Source organism: Burkholderia sp. MSMB1078WGS (assembly GCF_001528895.1).
Lineage (GTDB): Bacteria > Pseudomonadota > Gammaproteobacteria > Burkholderiales > Burkholderiaceae > Burkholderia.
The window spans coordinates 1-14,259 of sequence record NZ_LPDI01000050.1; the positions used below are offsets into that span (position 1 = coordinate 1).

A 14,259-nucleotide genomic window follows, 5' to 3' on the forward strand; every position below is an offset into this window, starting at 1 on the left:
ACCGCCCGGTGCGGACCCGCATGCCGGGTGGTGTGGGAGGGGATCGGTCAGACTCTCTGACCGCCCCTATCCCGATCCGGTGAAACCGGAGTCGGAAGCGGGTCGATGGCGCCGCTTACGCCTGCCGCTGCAGCGCGTCCATGTCCTTCGCGGGCGCCGGCCGGTAGCCGAGCGATTCCGAGATGGTGAGCGCCGTCCGGCTCAACTGGCCGAGCCACGCATCCTGCAGGCGGTCGGCCGGTGCCGACAGCGACAGGCCCGCGACGAGCTTGCCCGAATCGTCGTAGATGCCGGCCGCGATACAGCGCACGCCGAGTTCGAGCTCCTCGTTGTCGCGTGCGCACGATTGCTGGCGGACGAGAGTCAGTTCGCGCTCGAGCTTCGCGATATCGGTGATGCTGTTCTGGGTATGGCCGGACAGCCCCGTGCGCGTCGCATAGGCACGCACGCGTGACGTTTCGTCGGCCGCGAGGAACAGCTTGCCGACCGACGTGAGGTGCAGCGGTGCGCGGCCGCCGATCGCACGGACGACCTGCATCCCCGAGCGCTCCGAGTACGCGCGCTCGATGTAGACGATCTCGTCGCCCTGGCGTACCGACAGGTTCACGGTTTGCCCGGTGAGGCGGTGCAGCTCGCGCATCGGCATCAGCGCCGCGTCGCGCACCGACAGGCGCGCCTTCACGAGATTGCCGAGCTCGAGCAGCCGCATGCCGAGGCGGTAGGTGCCGGGATCGGAGCGGTCGACGAGGCGGCAAGTCACCATGTCGTTGAGGATGCGGTGCGCGGTCGACGGGTGCAGCTCGGTGCGCTGCGCGAGTTCCTTCAGGCTGACGGGGTCACTGTGCGCGGCGAGCGCGTCCAGCAACCGCATCATGCGTTCGATCACCTGGATCGACGTTTTTGAATCCGGGGTGGGTTGGCTCATGTCGGGGAGGAATCGGTTGACGCGTCAAGCGGTGTTGGATCGATTGTATCTCGTATCGTGAAAAAAGCGAACGCCGTTCGAGGAAGTCCTCGCTTCGCGCGCTGCGGGCTTGCGCGCAGGCCGGCGTTGGTCTTGCCGGCCAAACGTCGGATAATGAGGGCCGTTTTCTCGAAGGAGCACGTATGCGAGTCGGTTTGTTCGTGACCTGCCTGGTCGACCTGATGCGTCCCGAAATCGGTTTTTCGGCGCTCAAGCTGATTCGCGACGCCGGCTACGAAGTGATCGTGCCGCCCACGCAGACCTGCTGCGGTCAGCCGGCCTACAACTCGGGCGACCGCGCGCTCGCGCGCGACCTCGCGGAAAAGACGCTGCGCGAGTTCGAGCAGTTCGATTACGTCGTCGCGCCGTCGGGTTCGTGCGGCGGGATGATCCGTGCGCACTATGGCGACCTGTTCCGCGACGATCCCGAGCTGATGGGGCGCTACGTGCGGTTCCAGCAGAAAGTCCACGAACTGACCGATTTCCTCGCGAACGTCGCGAAGGTGTCGCTCGCTCCGGGCGAATTCGCCGGCCCGGTCACCTATCACGACGCGTGCTCGGGCCTGCGCGAGCTCGGCGTGAAGGCGCAGCCGCGCGCGCTGCTCGCGCAGCGCGGCGTGACCGTCACCGAGATGAAGGACTGCGAGCATTGCTGCGGCTTCGGCGGTACGTTCGCGGTCAAGTACGGTGACATCTCGGCGGCCATCGCGGACGAGAAATGCGCGAACGTGCGCGCGTCCGGCGCGGGCGCCGTCGTGCTCGGCGATCTCGGCTGCATGCTGAACATCGAAGGGCGGTTGCGCCGCACCGGCGACCGCGACACGCGCGTGCTGCACGTCGCGCAGGTGCTGGCGGGCGACGTCTGACGCCCGGCTCCGCTCACTTTTCCCCCGATACCGCGATGCAAGTCCAATCGATGCATTTCAAGGCGCGCGCCGGCCAGAAGCTGGCCGACCAGCGCCTGCAGCAGAACCTGAAGAAGCTGTCGACGAAGTTCGTGTCCGCACGCGCCGATGCGATGACCATGATCGACTTCCCGGCCACGCGCGCCGCGCTCAAGGCGCGCCGCGACCGTGCGCTGGAAAATCTCGACGTGTGGCTCGAGGCGTTCGAGCGCGAGGCGACGCGGCGCGGCACGACGGTGCTGTTCGCCGAAACGACCGCGGACGCCGCCCGGCTCGTGGCCGACATCGCACGCCGCCACGCCGTGAAGAAGGTCATCAAGACCAAGTCGATGGTGTCCGAGGAAATGCGCCTGAACGCGGTGCTCGCCGAGATGGGCGTGCAGTCGATCGAGACGGACCTTGGCGAATACATCCTGCAGATCAACGACAACGAGCCGCCCAGCCACATCATTGCGCCCGTCGTGCACAAGGACAAGGACGAGATCGCCGATCTGTTCGCGCGTACGCATCAGCGCGAGCGACTCACCGAGATTCCGGACATGACGCGCGAGGCGCGCGAGGTGCTGCGTCCGCATTTCATGTCGGCCGACATGGGCGTGACCGGCGGCAACTTCGTGATCGCGGAAACGGGCTCGGTCGCGATCGTGACGAACGAAGGGAACGAAGGCATGTGCACGGTCATGCCGCGCGTGCACGTCGCGGTGACGGGCATCGAGAAGGTGTTGCCGACGCTCGAGGATCTCGCGACCGCGATGCGCTTGCTGCCGCGTTCCGCGACAGGGCAGAAGACGTCGAACTATTTCTCGCTGCTGACCGGGCCGCGCGCGCCGGGCGACGAGGACGGCCCCGAGCACAACTACGTGGTGCTCGTCGACGGCGGCCGCACCGGCCTGATCGGCGGCGAATTCCAGGAGATGCTGCGCTGCATCCGCTGCGGCGCATGCATGAACCATTGCCCGGTGTACCAGAAGGTCGGCGGTCATGCGTACGGCTGGGTCTATCCGGGCCCGATGGGATCGGTGCTGACGCCGAGCTACGTCGGGCTCGACCGCGCGCTCGACCTGCCGCAGGCGGCGACGCTGTGCGGCGAATGCGACAGCGTATGCCCGGCCGGGATTCCGTTGTCGCACCTGTTGCGCACGCTGCGCGAGAAGCAGGTCGAGCGCCATCTTCGGCCGTGGCGCGAGCGGGCGGCACTCGCCGCGTGGGGCTTCTTCGCACGGCGGCCGATGCTGTATGCGCTGACGACGAAGCTCGCGGTGCGCATTCTCGAGCGGCTGGGCGGCGATGCAGGCACGCTGCGACGCCTGCCGATGATGGGCGGCTGGATGGATACGCGCGACATGCCGACGCCGACCGGGCGCACGTTCCGCGAGCTGTACGCGGCGTCGCAAAGCCACCTCGGCTGACACTGTTCAGCGGGCGGCAACAGTGCGTTCGCTATTTGCATATTTATCTCGATAGATGCGATCTATAGAATCTCGTCTGTAGTCCCCGGAATCGGGTTTCGGGGTGCGAGGTCAAGGAGGTCCGCATCATGAAAAAGACAATATCGATGTACTGGCCGCTGGCAATCGTGGTTCCGCTGGCAGCGGTTGCCTATCTGCATGCGATGGACGGCGCGCCGTCGCGCGGCCCGCTCGCGGTTCACCAGGCGTCCGCCGAGCTGGCGCGCGCGGTATCGTTCGGGCTGGTCGGCGACGCGGCGCAGCCGCTGCCGGCAGCATCCGGCGACATTGCGCTCGCTGCGCCGAAGGCGCTGTAAGGCAGGGCGCCGTCGCTTCGCGCGACGGCGCGATTTCGGCCCCCTTTGTATAATGTCGCGTTCTTCACCCACGCGGTCCGCCGCGGCTTTCCGATAGTGCGATGACCCGCGTTGCGATCTGTTTCGTCTGTCTCGGCAATATCTGCCGTTCGCCCACTGCGGAGGGCGTGATGCGTCACCAGGTCGACGCGGCCGCGCTGGCCGATCGGATTGCGATCGATTCGGCCGGCACCGGCGACTGGCACGTGGGCGAGCCGCCCGATTCGCGTGCGCAGGCGGCCGCCCGGAGCCGCGGCTACGATCTGTCGGCGCTGCGCGCGCGACAGGTGAGCGCGGCGGATTTCGAGCGGTTCGACCTGCTGCTCGCGATGGACGAAGCGAACCTCGCCGAACTGCGCCGCCGTTGCCCGCCGCAGCATCGCGACAAGGTGCGCCTGCTGATGGAGTTCGCGCCGGGCGCGACCGAAACCGAAGTGGCGGATCCGTATTTCGGCGGCGCGCAGGGCTTCGAGCAGGTGCTCGATCAGGTCGAGCGCGCCTGCGCGGGCCTGCTGGAGACGCTCCGCGCACGTACGGCGCGCTGACCGCGCAATATTCAGCGGTTTGCGAATACCCTTTCAAAGGCATGGATACTTGACTAAAAACGTCAAATATTTATACTTGACCAAAATCGTCAAGATTGCAGTCCCCTAGACACCATGAGACTCACCACCAAAGGCCGTTTCGCCGTCACGGCGATGATTGACTTGGCGCTGCGCCAGGAGCAGGGCCCGGTGACGCTTGCAGGCATCAGCCAGCGCCAGCGGATTTCGCTCTCGTATCTCGAACAGCTGTTCGGCAAGCTGCGCAGGCATGAAATCGTCGAATCCGTGCGCGGCCCGGGCGGCGGCTACAACCTCGCGCGTCGCGCGCAGGACGTCACCGTTGCCGACATCATCATCGCGGTCGACGAACCGCTCGACGCCACGCAGTGCGGCGGCAAAGGCACGTGCGACGGCTCGAAGCAGCCCGACGGCCATTGCATGACGCACGAGCTGTGGTCGACGCTGAACCAGAAAATGGTCGAATACCTCGATTCGGTGTCGCTGCAGGATCTCGTCGATCAGCAGCGCGCACGCGAGGGCGCCCCGGCGGTGCTGCGCGACCGTCGCACGCCGGAGCCCGTCGCCGCACCGGCCGAGCCCGTGCGTACGATGCCGCTCGGCCCCAATTCGGTGTTCAACATCGCGAGTTCGTGAGCGCGAAGGCGCCGCCATACCCCATAACGCACATAGTCCCTGCACAGAATACCCGGAGCGACAGATGACCCAAGAGACTCTCCACCTGCCCATCTATATGGATTACAGCGCGACGACGCCGGTCGATCCGCGCGTGGTCGACAAGATGGTGCCGTACCTGCGCGAGCAGTTCGGCAACCCGGCGTCGCGTAGCCATGCCTATGGCTGGGACGCGGAGCGTGCAGTCGAGGAAGCGCGTGAGCAGGTGGCCGCACTCGTGAACGCCGATCCGCGCGAAATCATCTGGACGTCGGGCGCCACGGAGTCGGACAACCTCGCGATCAAGGGCGCCGCGAACTTCTACAAGGGCAAGGGCAAGCACATCGTCACGGTGAAGACCGAGCACAAGGCCGTGCTCGACACGTGCCGCGAGCTCGAGCGGGACGGTTTCGAAGTCACCTACCTCGACGTGAAGGAAGACGGGCTGATCGACCTCGACGTGTTCAAGGCTGCGCTGCGGCCGGACACGATCCTCGTGTCGGTGATGCACGTGAACAACGAGATCGGCGTGATCCAGGACATCGAGACGATCGGCGAGATCTGCCGCGAGAAGGGCATCGTGTTCCACGTCGATGCCGCGCAGTCGACCGGCAAGGTCGGGATCGACCTCGCGAAGCTGAAGGTCGACCTGATGTCGTTCTCGGCGCACAAGACGTACGGCCCGAAGGGCATCGGCGCGTTGTACGTGCGTCGCAAGCCGCGCGTGCGCATCGAGGCGCAGATGCACGGCGGCGGTCACGAGCGCGGCATGCGCTCGGGCACGCTGCCGACGCATCAGATCGTCGGCATGGGCGAAGCGTTCCGCATCGCGCGCGAGGAAATGGCGACCGAGAACGAGCGCATCCGCATGCTGCGCGACAAGCTGCTGCGCGGCCTGTCGCAGATCGAGGAAACCTACGTGAACGGCGACATGGATCACCGTGTCCCGCACAACCTGAACATCAGCTTCAACTTCGTCGAAGGCGAGTCGCTGATCATGGCGATCAAGGACGTCGCGGTGTCGTCGGGTTCCGCGTGCACGTCGGCGTCGCTGGAGCCGTCGTACGTGCTGCGTGCGCTCGGCCGCAACGACGAGCTCGCGCACAGCTCGATCCGCTTCACGGTCGGCCGCTTCACGACGGAGCAGGAAGTCGACTTCGTGATCGATCTGCTGAACAGCAAGATCGCGAAGCTGCGCGAACTGTCGCCGCTCTGGGAAATGCACCAGGAAGGCATCGATCTGTCGACGATCGAATGGGCCGCACACTGATACCGCATTGAATGCAACCGCGCGCGGATTGACGCACGCAGACGTAACGAGTCAAGGAGTCTGAGTCATGTCTTACAGCAACAAGGTTCTGGATCACTACGAAAACCCGCGCAACGTCGGTTCGTTCGCGAAGGACGACGACACGGTCGGCACGGGCATGGTCGGCGCGCCGGCTTGCGGCGACGTGATGAAGCTGCAGATCCGCGTCGGCGCGGACGGCGTGATCGAAGACGCGAAGTTCAAGACCTACGGTTGCGGTTCGGCGATCGCATCGAGCTCGCTCGTCACCGAATGGGTGAAGGGCAAGACGCTCGACGAGGCACTGTCGATCAAGAACACGCAGATCGCCGAGGAACTCGCGCTGCCGCCGGTGAAGATTCACTGCTCGATCCTCGCGGAAGACGCGATCAAGGCAGCCGTGGCCGACTACAAGAAGCGCCACGACACCAAGGAAAGCGATCAGGCAGCAGCCTGAGCGGCATCGAGAGCGGCTAGGGAAGGAAACGCGGCGGGCCTCGGCGGCACGCCGCGGCAAGGACATCATGGCAATTACACTGACCGAAAAAGCAGCACAGCACGTCCAGAAATACCTCGTCCGTCGCGGCAAGGGCGTGGGCCTGCGGCTTGGCGTTCGCACGACCGGGTGCTCGGGGCTCGCGTACAAGCTCGAGTATGTCGACGAGCTGGCTCCCGAGGATCAGGTGTTCGAGAGCCATGGCGTGAAGGTGGTCGTCGATCCGAAGAGCCTCGCCTATATCGACGGCACCGAGCTCGACTTCGCCCGCGAAGGCCTGAACGAAGGGTTCAAGTTCAACAACCCCAACGTGAAGGACGAGTGCGGGTGCGGGGAATCGTTCCGCGTGTGACGCGGCTTCCTCCGCGCGATGCGGGCAAGAGGCGGCACGGGCCGCCTTTTTAATGTGCGGCGTTTGCCGCGCGACGAACCGGAATTCAACGCGACGATGGTTTCGCTGAAAGACAGCCATTTCGACCTGTTTCACCTGCCGGCGCAATTCGCGCTCGACGAGACGGCGCTCGACGCCGCCTACCGGACGGTGCAGACGCAGGTGCACCCGGACCGCTTCGCGGCGGCCGGCGACGCGCAAAAGCGCATCGCGATGCAATGGGCCACCCGCGCGAACGAGGCGTACCGCACGCTGCGCGATCCGCTGAAGCGCGCGTCCTATCTGCTGTCGCTGCGCGGCGTCGACATCGGCGCAGAAAACAACACCGCGATGGAACCTGCATTCCTGATGCAGCAGATGGAGTGGCGCGAGGGCATCGAGGATGCCGCGGCCGCCCGCAACGTCGATGCGCTCGATGCATTGCTCGCCGAGTTGCGCGACGAGAAGCGCGTGCGCGTCGAGCGCCTCGGCACGCTGCTCGACAGCGGGGCCGATCAGGCCGCCGCGGAAGCCGTGCGTCAGCTGATGTTCATCGAACGGGTCGCGTCGGAAGTGAGCGCGCAGATCGAGCGCCTCGAAACTTAACCGCGTGCCTGGCGGCACGCGCAGCAAACGGGCCGAGCGCCCGAACGAACCAAGATGGCTTTACTGCAAATTTCCGAACCGGGCATGGCGCCGGCGCCGCACCAGCGGCGGCTCGCCGTCGGGATCGATCTCGGCACGACGAACTCGCTCGTCGCCGCCGTGCGCAACAGCGTGCCTGAAGTACTGCCGGACGAAGCGGGCCGCGTGCTGCTGCCGTCGGTGGTCCGTTACCTGGAGAAGGGCGGCCGCCGCATCGGCCACGAAGCGAAGGAGCAGGCCGCGACCGATCCGCGCAACACGATCGTGTCGGTCAAGCGCTTCATGGGCCGCGGCAAGGCCGAAGTCGAAGGCGCGGCGAACGCGCCGTACGAATTCGTCGATGCGCCGGGCATGGTGCAGATCCGCACGATCGACGGCGTGAAGAGCCCGGTCGAAGTATCGGCCGAAATTCTCGCGACGCTGCGGTATCGCGCCGAGGATTCGCTCGGCGACGAGCTGGTCGGCGCGGTGATCACGGTGCCCGCGTACTTCGACGACGCGCAGCGCCAGGCGACCAAGGATGCCGCGCGTCTCGCGGGCCTCAACGTGCTGCGCCTGCTGAACGAACCGACCGCCGCGGCGATCGCCTATGGTCTCGACAACGCGGCCGAAGGCCTTTACGCGGTGTACGACCTCGGCGGCGGCACGTTCGACCTGTCGATCCTGAAGCTGACGAAGGGCGTGTTCGAAGTGCTGGCAGCGGGCGGCGATTCGGCGCTCGGCGGCGACGATTTCGACCATGCGCTGTTCGATCACGTGCTCGCGCAGGCCGGTATCGACGCGAAGACGCTCGCGCCCGAAGACGTGCGCCTGCTGCTCGATCGTGTGCGGGTGCTGAAGGAGGCGCTGTCGTCCGCGCCGCAGGCAGCGCTCGACGTGACGCTGTCGAGCGGTGCGCATCTGGTGCAGACGATTTCGCACGACACGTTCGCGTCGCTCGTCGAGCCGCTCGTGCAGCGCACGCTCGCGCCGACCCGCAAGGCGCTGCGCGATGCGCAGGTCACGCCGGCCGACATCAAGGGCGTCGTGCTCGTCGGCGGCGCGACGCGCATGCCGGTGATCCGCGACGCGGTCGCGAAGTATTTCGGCCAGCTGCCGCTCGTGAACCTCGATCCGGATCAGGTCGTCGCGCTCGGCGCGGCGATCCAGGCCGACCTGCTCGCGGGCAATCGCGGCACCGGCGACGACTGGCTGCTGCTCGACGTGATTCCGCTGTCGCTCGGTGTCGAGACGATGGGCGGCCTCGTCGAGAAGATCATTCCGCGCAACTCGACGATTCCGATCGCGCGTGCGCAGGAATTCACGACCTTCAAGGACGGCCAGACCGCGATGGCGATTCACGTCGTGCAGGGCGAGCGCGAGCTCGTCGCCGACTGCCGGTCGCTCGCGCGCTTCGAGCTGCGCGGCATTCCGCCGATGACGGCGGGCGCCGCACGCATTCGCGTGACCTATCAGGTCGACGCGGATGGCCTGCTGTCGGTGTTTGCACGCGAGCAGTTGTCCGGCGTCGAGGCATCGGTCGTCGTGAAACCGTCGTACGGCCTCGCCGACGACGACATCGCGAAGATGCTGGAAGACAGTTTCAAGACCGCCGAAATCGACATGCGTGCCCGCGCGCTGCGCGAAGCGCAGGTCGAGGCCGAGCGGATGCTCGAGGCGACGCAGGCCGCGCTGGCGGCCGACGGCGAACTGCTCGATGCCGGCGAGCGCGAGCAGGTCGATGCGCTGGCCGCGGCGTTGCGCGCGCTCGCGCAGGGCGACGACACGAATGCGATCGAAGCGGCGACCAAGGCGCTGGCCGACGGTACCGACGAATTCGCGGCGCGCCGGATGGACAAGAGCATCAAGCGTGCGCTGTCGGGCCGCCGGCTCGACGAGATCTGAACCCACGAACCGCGCATCGGCCGGCAACGGCCCGCGCGACGATGAACCGTGCGGCGCATGGCGCCGCACCCTGACTGACGGAACGGACATGCCTCAACTGGTGGTGCTGCCTCACGTCGAACTGTGCCCGGATGGCGCAGTGATCGACGCGACGCCCGGCAAGAGTATCTGCGACAACCTGCTCGATCACGGAATCGAGATCGAGCATGCATGCGAGAAGTCGTGCGCATGCACGACGTGCCACGTGGTGATCCGCGAAGGCTTCAACGAACTGACGCCGTCCGAGGAGGACGAGGACGATCTGCTGGACAAGGCATGGGGCCTCGAGCCGACGTCGCGCCTGTCGTGCCAGGCAATCGTGAAGGAAGATTCGGACCTGGTGGTCGAGATTCCGAAGTACTCGATCAACCACGCGAAGGAAAATCACTGACAGGAACCGGAGGCAGGCGATGAAATGGACCGATTCGCGTGAAATAGCCATTGCGCTGGCGGACAAGTATCCGGACATCGACCCGCAGCGGATCAACTTCGTCGATCTGCGCCAGTGGGTGCTCGAACTCGACGGCTTCGCCGACGATCCCGCGCACTCCGGCGAGAAGATCCTCGAGGCGATCCAGGCACACTGGATCGACGAATCGGATTTCGACGACGAAGACTGACCGACCGGTCACGGCATGCGCCGCAACGGTGCACGCCGCGCGAATGGAAAACGGCTCGTGAGCGTTTGCTCGCGAGCCGTTTTCGTTTTTGGCAGCCTGCCCGCGCACGACGCGCGGGCAGGGGCGCCGACGATGGCGCGATCAGGGAGGTACTTACACGCCGACCAGCGTGCCGTTCTCGATCCGCACGCGCTGGCCCTGGCCGAACGGCGGCGGGTTGTGGTACGTGAACGTGCGCGTCGCGCCGCTTTCCATCTGTACTTGCACCTGATAGTCGGTTTCCGCGCGGACCTGCTTCTCGACCTGGTTGCCGGCGAGACCGCCGCCCAGCGCGCCGATGATCGTCATCGCGGTGCGGCCGTTGCCGTGGCCGAACTGGTTGCCGAGCAGGCCGCCCGCCGCCGCGCCGCCCACGGCGCCGATCCCCGAGCTCTGGCCCGGTGTGCGCGTCTGCGTGATCGCGACGACCGTGCCGCAGCTTTGGCAGTAGGTTTGCGCGGGCGCCGACGGCTGCTGCGCGTATTGCGGCGGCTGCGGGGCGGTCGCGTGACGGCGGTGCGGTGCAGCGGGGCGCGGCGCCGGCTTCGGTTCGGCCTGCGCGACGGCGGCCTTCTGCTGCGCGGCGGCCTGTTCTGCTGCCTGCCGCTGCGCTTGCGCAGCCAGTGCGGCGCTGGCGGCCGCGGCCGTGTCGACGGCCGGCTGCGACGCGATCAGCGCGGCCTGGGTCTGGCCGTTCTGTTCATTGCTGCTGCTCGCCTTCGGGAAGACGCCCGTGATCGCTGCGGTCGCCGCGAGGCTGGCGACGATGACGGCGCCGGCCGCGGTGGCGATGAGCGGGTGGAGGCGTTGCTTTTGCGGCGTGGTCTGATTCTGGTTGTCCATTTTGTTCTCCAATGTCGATCCGGATCGGCACACTGGCCGGAGCAGGATCCCACGCTCGGGAGCGAGCAGACTTGGCGTTCCGGCGCCTCGTTCTGGTCCCGTGGTCATGCGTGGTGACGCAACAGGAGTGTCGTCCACGGCCAAGCGGCGCGCCGTATCAAGGTGTAACGAATTGCAGCACGGGCGCGGCGGGCGCCATCGGGAAAACCCGGAGAAGGCCGGCGCGACGAGGGAATAAAACGGGGGAGGAGCGAAAGCCGGCGAACGCCGGCAGGCAGGATTTACGCGCGGTTACAAAGCCGATCCGTATGCACCGCGTAGCGCGGCGCATACGGGGGCACGGCGTCAGTCTTCGCGGCGCAGGTGCGGGAACAGCAGCACGTCGCGAATCGTCGGGCTGTCGGTCAGCAGCATCACGAGACGGTCGATGCCGATCCCGCAGCCGCCCGTCGGAGGCATCCCGTATTCGAGCGCGCGGATGTAGTCGGCGTCGAAGAACATCGCTTCCTCGTCGCCCGCATCCTTTTGCTCGACCTGCTTCTTGAAGCGCGCGGCCTGGTCTTCCGGGTCGTTCAACTCCGAGAAGCCGTTCGCGATCTCGCGGCCGGTCATGAACAGCTCGAAACGCTCGGTGATGCCCGGCACCGTATCCGATGCGCGCGCGAGCGGCGACACCTCGACCGGGTAGTCGATGATGAACGTCGGTTCCCACAGCTGCGCCTCGGCCGTTTCCTCGAACAGCGCGAGCTGCAACGCGCCGATGCCTGCGTTCAGGAACGCCGGCTGCGACACGTCGACGCCCAGGCGCTTCAGTTCGGTACGCAGGAACGCGTCGTCCGACAGCTGGCCGTCGGTGTAGTTCGGTGCGTACTTCTGGATTGCCTGAGTGATCGTCAGGCGATGGAACGGCTTCGCGAGGTCGAGCTCGCGGCCCTGGTACTGGATCGTCGCGGTGCCGAGCGCATCGATCGCCGCCTGGCGGATCAGTTGCTCGGTGAAGTCCATCAGCCAGCGGTAGTCGGTGTACGCGGCGTAGAACTCCATCATCGTGAATTCCGGGTTGTGACGCGGCGACACGCCTTCATTCCGGAAATTGCGGTTGATCTCGAACACGCGCTCGAAACCGCCGACGATCAGGCGCTTCAGGTACAGCTCCGGCGCGATGCGCAGGAACATCTGCATGTCGAGCGCATTGTGATGCGTGACGAACGGCTTCGCGGCCGCGCCGCCCGGGATCGGGTGCAGCATCGGCGTCTCGACTTCCATGAAGTCGGCGTTGTCCATGAACTTGCGGATCGACGCGATCGTCTTCGTGCGGGCGCGGAACGTGTCGCGCGTTTCCGGCGTGACGATCAGGTCGACGTAGCGCTGGCGGTAGCGCATTTCCTGGTCGGACAGGCCGTGGAACTTGTCCGGCAGCGGCCGCAGCGCCTTCGCCAGCAGGCGCAGCTCCTTGCACTGGACCGACAGCTCGCCCTTGTTGGTGCGGAACAGCACGCCGCGCGCGGCGACGATGTCGCCGAGGTCCCACTTCTTGAACGCGTCGTAGGTGTCGGCGCCGACGTCGTTCGGCGTCACGAAGAACTGGATCTGGCCCGACCCGTCCTGCACCGTCGCGAAGCTCGCCTTGCCCATCACGCGCTTGAGCATCATGCGGCCGGCCACCGACACCTCGACCGGGTTCGCTTCGAGCGCGGCCTTGTCCGAATCGGCGAATTTGGCCTGCAGGTCGGCTGCGTGGTGCTCGGGCCGGAAGTCGTTCGGATAGGCGACGCCTTGCTCGCGCAACGCGCGCAGCTTCTCGCGGCGCTCGGCGATGATCTGGTTGTCGTCCGCCGTGACGGCGGGCTGCGTTTGGGTCGATTCGGTCATGATGGTCGGAATTCGGAGTGGGGTGCGGCAACGCGAACGGAAAGGGCGGCGCGGGCAGGCCGCGCCGCGGCGCTTACACGCCCTGTTTCAGGCTCGCGCTGATGAAGTCGTCGAGGTCGCCGTCGAGCACCGCCCGCGTGTTGCTCATTTCGACGTTCGTGCGCAGGTCCTTCACGCGGCTCTGGTCGAGCACGTACGAGCGGATCTGGTGGCCCCAGCCCACATCGGTCTTGCTCGATTCGAGCTTGTCCTGTTCGGCCTGGCGCTTGCGCATTTCGACTTCGTACAGGCGCGACTTCAGCATCGCCATCGCTTCGGCGCGGTTGCGGTGCTGCGAGCGGTCGTTCTGGCACTGCACGACGATCCCCGTCGGCATGTGCGTGATCCGCACCGCCGAGTCGGTCTTGTTGATGTGCTGGCCGCCCGCGCCCGAGGCGCGGTACGTGTCGATGCGCAGGTCCGCCGGGTTGATCTCGACTTCGATCGAGTCGTCGATTTCCGGATAGACGAATACCGACGAGAACGACGTGTGGCGGCCGCCCGACGAGTCGAACGGCGACTTGCGCACGAGGCGGTGGATGCCCGTTTCGGTACGCAGGAAGCCGTATGCGTATTCGCCCGTGACCTTGACCGTCGCGTTCTTGATGCCGGCGACGTCGCCGTCGGATTCTTCGAGGACTTCGGCCTTGAAGCCCTTGCGTTCGCAGTAGCGCAGGTACTGGCGCAGCAGCATCGACGCCCAGTCGCATGCCTCGGTGCCGCCCGCGCCGGCCTGGATGTCGATGAAGCAGTTGTTCGGATCGGCCGGGTTCGAGAACATCCGGCGGAACTCGATGTCGCCGACGCGCGCTTCGAGCTTCGCGGCGTCTTCCTCCGACGCGAGCAGCGTATCCTCGTCGCCTTCCTCGCGTGCCAGCTCGAACAGGTCGAGCGCGTCGCGCAGGTCGCTATCGAGCGCGGTGAGCGTCATGACGACGCCTTCGAGCAGCTTCTTCTCGCGGCCGAGCGCCTGGGCGTTCTTCGAATCGTTCCAGACGTTCGGGTCTTCGAGTTCCTTGTTGACTTCGGTCAGACGCGCAGCTTTGGCGTCGTAGTCAAAGATACCCCCGAAGCTCGCCCGCGCGATTGCGCAGGTCGAGCAGGGAGCTTTCGATCGCGTTGAGACGTTCCGCTTCCATGATCGTTCGCTGTTCCGGCTTCGTAAAAAAGCGGAATTATAGCCGATCGGCAGGGTTGCCCGGTGACGCAAACAGTGCCTGCACGCGTGTCGACG

The 14,259-nt window shown here is 66.2% G+C and carries 16 protein-coding genes; 12 read left to right on the forward strand and 4 right to left on the reverse strand.

The window, feature by feature from the left end:
• Window positions 1-115: 115 nt before the first annotated feature.
• A complete protein-coding gene (locus WT24_RS14895) occupies window positions 116-925 on the reverse strand; it encodes an IclR family transcriptional regulator (RefSeq protein ID WP_059505752.1) in 810 nt (269 codons plus the stop codon).
• A gap of 182 nt (window positions 926-1,107) precedes the next feature.
• Here WT24_RS14895 and WT24_RS14900 point away from each other — a divergent pair, with 182 nt between their 5' ends.
• From WT24_RS14900 to iscX, 12 genes are all read left to right on the forward strand, one after another.
• Window positions 1,108-1,830: a (Fe-S)-binding protein gene (locus WT24_RS14900; RefSeq protein WP_060034448.1), complete on the forward strand. Its 723-nt coding sequence runs from the start codon at window positions 1,108-1,110 to the stop codon at window positions 1,828-1,830.
• Between the two features lie 35 nt (window positions 1,831-1,865).
• Window positions 1,866-3,278 carry a lactate utilization protein B gene (locus WT24_RS14905; RefSeq protein WP_060034450.1) on the forward strand — a complete coding sequence of 471 codons (1,413 nt, stop codon included), beginning with the start codon at window positions 1,866-1,868 and terminating at the stop codon, window positions 3,276-3,278.
• A 128-nt stretch (window positions 3,279-3,406) separates the two neighbouring features.
• Entirely contained in the window at window positions 3,407-3,634 is a 228-nt protein-coding gene (locus WT24_RS14910; protein WP_034207755.1) for a hypothetical protein, read from the forward strand.
• 101 nt (window positions 3,635-3,735) lie between these two features.
• Window positions 3,736-4,218, forward strand: coding sequence for a low molecular weight protein-tyrosine-phosphatase (locus WT24_RS14915; protein ID WP_059505757.1), 483 nt, complete (start codon window positions 3,736-3,738; stop codon window positions 4,216-4,218).
• Between the two features lie 114 nt (window positions 4,219-4,332).
• Window positions 4,333-4,872, forward strand: a complete 540-nt coding sequence (iscR, locus tag WT24_RS14920; protein ID WP_009691731.1) for a Fe-S cluster assembly transcriptional regulator IscR — start codon at window positions 4,333-4,335, stop codon at window positions 4,870-4,872.
• 64 nt (window positions 4,873-4,936) lie between these two features.
• Window positions 4,937-6,160 (forward strand): IscS subfamily cysteine desulfurase, encoded by a 1,224-nt coding sequence (locus WT24_RS14925; RefSeq protein WP_059505759.1) that lies wholly within the window; start codon window positions 4,937-4,939, stop codon window positions 6,158-6,160.
• Window positions 6,161-6,227: 67 nt separating this feature from the next.
• The gene (gene iscU, locus WT24_RS14930; protein WP_006478389.1) at window positions 6,228-6,635 is read left to right on the forward strand and encodes a Fe-S cluster assembly scaffold IscU; all 408 of its coding nucleotides are present in this window, start codon (window positions 6,228-6,230) and stop codon (window positions 6,633-6,635) included.
• A gap of 67 nt (window positions 6,636-6,702) precedes the next feature.
• Window positions 6,703-7,026 carry an iron-sulfur cluster assembly protein IscA gene (gene iscA / locus WT24_RS14935; RefSeq protein WP_011885413.1) on the forward strand — a complete coding sequence of 108 codons (324 nt, stop codon included), beginning with the start codon at window positions 6,703-6,705 and terminating at the stop codon, window positions 7,024-7,026.
• Between the two features lie 96 nt (window positions 7,027-7,122).
• The gene (hscB, locus tag WT24_RS14940; protein WP_059506084.1) at window positions 7,123-7,650 is read left to right on the forward strand and encodes a Fe-S protein assembly co-chaperone HscB; all 528 of its coding nucleotides are present in this window, start codon (window positions 7,123-7,125) and stop codon (window positions 7,648-7,650) included.
• A gap of 54 nt (window positions 7,651-7,704) precedes the next feature.
• Window positions 7,705-9,573: a Fe-S protein assembly chaperone HscA gene (hscA, locus tag WT24_RS14945; RefSeq protein ID WP_060034453.1), complete on the forward strand. Its 1,869-nt coding sequence runs from the start codon at window positions 7,705-7,707 to the stop codon at window positions 9,571-9,573.
• A gap of 88 nt (window positions 9,574-9,661) precedes the next feature.
• The gene (gene fdx, locus WT24_RS14950) at window positions 9,662-10,003 is read left to right on the forward strand and encodes an ISC system 2Fe-2S type ferredoxin (protein ID WP_059506086.1); all 342 of its coding nucleotides are present in this window, start codon (window positions 9,662-9,664) and stop codon (window positions 10,001-10,003) included.
• 19 nt (window positions 10,004-10,022) lie between these two features.
• Window positions 10,023-10,232 (forward strand): Fe-S cluster assembly protein IscX, encoded by a 210-nt coding sequence (gene iscX / locus WT24_RS14955; RefSeq protein WP_059505763.1) that lies wholly within the window; start codon window positions 10,023-10,025, stop codon window positions 10,230-10,232.
• A gap of 153 nt (window positions 10,233-10,385) precedes the next feature.
• Here the strand turns inward: iscX and WT24_RS14960 are convergent, their stop codons facing one another.
• From WT24_RS14960 to prfB, 3 genes are all read right to left on the reverse strand, one after another.
• A complete protein-coding gene (locus tag WT24_RS14960) occupies window positions 10,386-11,114 on the reverse strand; it encodes a glycine zipper 2TM domain-containing protein (protein WP_060034456.1) in 729 nt (242 codons plus the stop codon).
• A 345-nt stretch (window positions 11,115-11,459) separates the two neighbouring features.
• Window positions 11,460-12,986, reverse strand: coding sequence for a lysine--tRNA ligase (gene lysS / locus WT24_RS14965; RefSeq protein ID WP_059790490.1), 1,527 nt, complete (start codon window positions 12,984-12,986; stop codon window positions 11,460-11,462).
• 73 nt (window positions 12,987-13,059) lie between these two features.
• A protein-coding gene (prfB, locus tag WT24_RS32825) for a peptide chain release factor 2 (protein ID WP_108041952.1) occupies window positions 13,060-14,164 on the reverse strand; the annotation gives its coding sequence in 2 pieces (ribosomal slippage) (window positions 13,060-14,082 and window positions 14,084-14,164; 1,104 coding nt in all).
• Window positions 14,165-14,259: the final 95 nt, after the last annotated feature.

Coding starts and splice junctions, on each gene's coding strand:
- WT24_RS14895 (WP_059505752.1), bottom strand. CDS start 925: ATGAGCCAACCCACCCCGGATTCAAAAACGTCGATCCAGGTGATCGAA.
- WT24_RS14900 (WP_060034448.1), top strand. CDS start 1,108: ATGCGAGTCGGTTTGTTCGTGACCTGCCTGGTCGACCTGATGCGTCCC.
- WT24_RS14905 (WP_060034450.1), top strand. CDS start 1,866: ATGCAAGTCCAATCGATGCATTTCAAGGCGCGCGCCGGCCAGAAGCTG.
- WT24_RS14910 (WP_034207755.1), top strand. CDS start 3,407: ATGAAAAAGACAATATCGATGTACTGGCCGCTGGCAATCGTGGTTCCG.
- WT24_RS14915 (WP_059505757.1), top strand. CDS start 3,736: ATGACCCGCGTTGCGATCTGTTTCGTCTGTCTCGGCAATATCTGCCGT.
- iscR (WP_009691731.1), top strand. CDS start 4,333: ATGAGACTCACCACCAAAGGCCGTTTCGCCGTCACGGCGATGATTGAC.
- WT24_RS14925 (WP_059505759.1), top strand. CDS start 4,937: ATGACCCAAGAGACTCTCCACCTGCCCATCTATATGGATTACAGCGCG.
- iscU (WP_006478389.1), top strand. CDS start 6,228: ATGTCTTACAGCAACAAGGTTCTGGATCACTACGAAAACCCGCGCAAC.
- iscA (WP_011885413.1), top strand. CDS start 6,703: ATGGCAATTACACTGACCGAAAAAGCAGCACAGCACGTCCAGAAATAC.
- hscB (WP_059506084.1), top strand. CDS start 7,123: ATGGTTTCGCTGAAAGACAGCCATTTCGACCTGTTTCACCTGCCGGCG.
- hscA (WP_060034453.1), top strand. CDS start 7,705: ATGGCTTTACTGCAAATTTCCGAACCGGGCATGGCGCCGGCGCCGCAC.
- fdx (WP_059506086.1), top strand. CDS start 9,662: ATGCCTCAACTGGTGGTGCTGCCTCACGTCGAACTGTGCCCGGATGGC.
- iscX (WP_059505763.1), top strand. CDS start 10,023: ATGAAATGGACCGATTCGCGTGAAATAGCCATTGCGCTGGCGGACAAG.
- WT24_RS14960 (WP_060034456.1), bottom strand. CDS start 11,114: ATGGACAACCAGAATCAGACCACGCCGCAAAAGCAACGCCTCCACCCG.
- lysS (WP_059790490.1), bottom strand. CDS start 12,986: ATGACCGAATCGACCCAAACGCAGCCCGCCGTCACGGCGGACGACAAC.